Source organism: Senegalia sp. (in: firmicutes), from assembly GCF_052088025.1.
Classification (GTDB): Bacteria; Bacillota; Clostridia; order Tissierellales; family SIT17; genus Anaeromonas.
Window position 1 is genome coordinate 1 of sequence record NZ_JBQCYD010000045.1, and the last position, 4,069, is coordinate 4,069.

The window sequence follows — 4,069 nt, forward strand, 5'->3', positions numbered from 1 at the left end:
ATTAGGACATAATCATAAATGTTATAATAGGACATTATCATATGTTGATCAGACTTATAGTAGGAGCTGGCATATTTTAATTGAGAACAAATAAGATATATAGTATAATATAACAGGGAGCTTAAGCTCCCTGTTATATTATTTTAGAGGGGGGATTATCTTGCGATTTATGCCTATATCATTTGTTAAAGAAGGGACAATTTTAGGAAAAGACATTTATAACGAAAAAGGAAAAACGCTACTCTCAAGAGGCACAGAACTTTCTAAAGGCTATATAAATAGAATCAAAGCTTTAGGGATTTATTCAATTTATATAATGGATGAATATTCTGATCAAGAACTTAGCGATGTAATCTCACCACAAATAAGAAGTAAGGCTATGATAAAAATAAAAGAAACATATGATACTTTTGAAAAAGATTATAATAAAAATAAAGATTACAATAAAAAAGCTATAAATCGTGCAAATAAAAATGTAACTAATATAGCAAATTTAGCAGAAGATTTGTTAGATGATATCTTAGCTCAAAAAGATGTTATGGTAAATCTTGTAGATATTAAAAGCACTGATAATTATACATATCAACATTGTTTAAATGTTTCTATACTCTCTATAATATTAGGTTTGGAAGTCGGTTTAAAGAAGGAACATTTAAAATACTTAGCTATAGGTTCATTACTTCATGATATAGGAAAAACTCTAACTCCTAAAGAAATATTGAACAAAGAAGGACCTCTTACAGATAAGGAATTTAGTAAAATGAAAAAGCATACTTTAGACGGTTATGAATATCTTAAGATGAGCAATGATATCCCTTCCCCAGCAAGAATAATAGCCTTAGAACATCATGAAAAAATAGATGGTTCAGGATATCCTAGAGGTTTAAAGGAAGATAAGATATATTTCTTATCTAAAATAGTTGCAATTTGTGATGTATATGATGCATTAACTTCTGATAGGCCATATAGACCCGCTATGAGCCCTAATGATGCCTTAGAATTTTTATATGCTAATTGTACAAAACATTTTGATATACGCTTAGTAAAAAAGTTTTCTAATAGAATAATACCTTATCCAATAGGAACTATGGTACAATTAAGTGATAAAAACATAGGAGTTATAGAGGATATTAATACCGGATTTCCATTGAGACCAAAAATAAAAATTTTATCAAATAATTGTATTATAGATTTACTTAAAGAAAAAAATTTAGTTATAGAACATGTAATATATGACAAAGATGAGGCCTATGCATAGGCCTCATCTTTGTTCTTATCAAATATTACTTTTCCATCTTTAATTACTTTTTCTACAGTACTTACTCCTATATGATAAGGAATATAATTATATGTTGGAAATTCATGTATTAAAATATCTGCTTTTTTACCTTCATCAATACTGCCTATTTCTTTGGCTCTATCTATGGCAGCTGCTGCATTTATTGTAAGTGCATTTATTGTCTCTTCTATACTCATATTCATATAAAGAGTTGCTAGTGCTATTATAAGGGGTATAGACTCAGTAAAACAGCTTCCAGGATTCATATCTGTTGCTAATGCTACAGCACATCCAGAATCTATTATATATCTTGCCCTTGCATATTCTTCTTTAAGGCTAAATGCTGTCCCAGGTAGTAAGGTAGCTACTACATCTTCTTTGGCCATTAATTTTATACCTTCATCTGATGCACGAAGTAAATGATCTGCAGATATAGCACCTATTTCTGCAGCTAATTCTGCTCCACCGATTCTAACTATTTCATCTGCATGTAATTTTGATTTTAGTCCTAGTTTTTGTGCAGCTTTTAAGAGCTTTCTAGATTCTTCTACTGAAAACACATTCTTTTCACAAAATACATCACAAAATTCTGCTAGATTATTATTTGTAACTTCTGGAAGTACAGTTTCTATTATGAAGTCTATAAATTCATCTGCTCTTCCTTTATATTCAGGTGGCACCGCATGAGCACCTAAAAAAGTCTTTGAAATATCCATAGGATGTATTTCATCTAATCTTTTCATGGCTTTAAGTTGTTTTATTTCAGTGTCTAAATCTAGTCCATAACCACTCTTTGATTCTACTGATGTAACACCAAAGGAAACCATAGAGTCAAGTCTTTTAAGTCCTGATTCTACAAGCTCATCTAAGGAAGCTTTTTTGGTTGCATTAGTAGTACTTTGTATTCCCCCACCTTGTTTCATTATTTCCATATAGCTTGCACCTGCTAGTCTCATATTATATTCATCTGCCCTATATCCTCCAAAAACTAAATGAGTATGGGAATCTATAAATCCAGGTGTAATACATTTATTTTTGGCATTTATTACTTTGTAGTCTTTTTCTTTGATATTCTTTAATATATCATTTGTCTTACCTACTTTTTTAATAATATTATCATGAATTATTATAGAAGCATCTGTAATGACATGAAGCTCTTTCATATCTTTTCCTTTTTTTTGCTTGTTACCACTGCATGTAACTATTTGATTAGCATTTTTAATCAATACTTTATTTGCCACTTTATACCACCCTTTCGTTTTTCTATTATACCCCTATTATACAAAATTCATCTACTAAAGTACAGATTCTTTAATATTTATTTGATTTTATGTTTAATTATGAATTTTTGGGGCAAATAAATAGTTAGTATTGTTTTTTATATGTGTTAAAGTCCTAATAAAAAGCATAACATAAAAAAAGGAGAGATTTATATGGATGAGCCCAACTTATCACCAAAGAAATATTCACTATCAAGTTATTTGCAATTTATAATCCCATCAATTATTGGAGTATTAATTCTCATGGTACCTTTTCAGTATCAAGGTGAAACTACAATAGTTGTAGCATTACTTGCAAGTAAATTAACATCTGCAACAGCAAATATTTTACCTGCTATAGTATTAATATTTATTACTATTACCGGAATTATAACACTACTTCACAAGTTATTTAAACCATCATTTATAGAAGACAATGAATTTTTAAAAGGAATTTTTGATGTTTCTATATTTTGGGTGCTTACACGTTTAGTAGGTATGGTGCTTGGATTTTTAGTTTATTTTAATATTGGACCAGAATGGATTTATTCAGAATTTACAGGAGGACTAATTTTATATGACTTAATCCTTACATTATTTTCAATGTTCTTATTTGCAGGATTTCTACTACCCTTCCTTACTGATTTTGGACTACTTGAATTTGTAGGATCTATTTTAACACCACTAATGAGACCTGTATTCACACTTCCAGGACGTTCTTCTATTGATTGTATTGCTTCATGGGTAGGAGATGGTACAATAGGTGTAACACTTACTAACAGACAGTATCAGCAGGGTTATTATACAGCTAGAGAGCATCTGTTATAGCTACTACATTTTCAGCAGTATCGATTACCTTTTCACTTGTAGTTTTAAGCCAAGTAGATCTTATGGAGTATTTTGGCATATATTACTTAACTATAATAATATGTGGAGTTGTAGCAGCTTTGATTTTGCCAAAAATCCCGCCTTTATCTAGAAAAAAAGATGTTTATTATACTGAAAATAAAATGGATACTGGAGAAGATATTCCAGAAGGATTTACTACTATACAATGGGGAACTAAACTTGCCATTGAAAAGGCCAAAAAAACAGGTAATCCTAAAGATTTTGTTATAAATGGTACAAAAATAGTTTTTGATATGTGGCTTGGAGTACTTCCTGCTATAATGGCATTTGGTACTATAGCTCTTATAGTTGCTGAAAACACTCAATTGTTTGTATGGTTAGGAACACCTTTTATACCTATTTTAAATCTATTTAATGTACCTTTTGCTACTGAAGCTGCTCAAACTATGGTGGTTGGATTTGCAGATATGTTCTTACCTTCAGTTATAGGTGCAAGTATACCAAGTGAAATGACTAGATTTATAATAGCTACACTTTCTGTAACTCAATTAGTATATCTATCTGAAGCAGGAGCAGTAATACTTGGAGCTAAGATTCCAGTAGGCTTAAAAGATTTGTTTTTCATTTTTATAGAAAGAACTCTTGTGACTCTACCTATAATAATATTAGTTGCTCACATCAT

Annotated in this window: 2 protein-coding genes and 1 pseudogene; 2 read left to right on the forward strand and 1 reads right to left on the reverse strand. The window is 30.2% G+C overall.

The annotated features are described in order from the left end of the window. The first annotated feature begins 169 nt into the window (after positions 1–169). Positions 170–1,258 carry an HD-GYP domain-containing protein gene (locus tag ACTHUW_RS10435; RefSeq protein ID WP_442196982.1) on the forward strand — a complete coding sequence of 363 codons (1,089 nt, stop codon included), beginning with the start codon at positions 170–172 and terminating at the stop codon, positions 1,256–1,258. Here ACTHUW_RS10435 and hutI read toward each other — a convergent pair. After that, positions 1,249–2,520, reverse strand: coding sequence for an imidazolonepropionase (hutI, locus tag ACTHUW_RS10440; protein WP_442199056.1), 1,272 nt, complete (start codon positions 2,518–2,520; stop codon positions 1,249–1,251). The two genes, ACTHUW_RS10435 and hutI, sit on opposite strands and share 10 nt — an antisense overlap. A gap of 192 nt (positions 2,521–2,712) precedes the next feature. On the opposite strand from hutI, the pseudogene ACTHUW_RS10445 reads away from it, so the two are divergent. Then, positions 2,713–4,069, forward strand: a pseudogene (locus ACTHUW_RS10445) (YjiH family protein); the annotation flags it as partial.

Bases quoted from the DNA above. Each gene is read 5' to 3' on its own strand.
- ACTHUW_RS10435 (WP_442196982.1), top strand. From the start codon at position 170: ATGCCTATATCATTTGTTAAAGAAGGGACAATTTTAGGAAAAGACATT.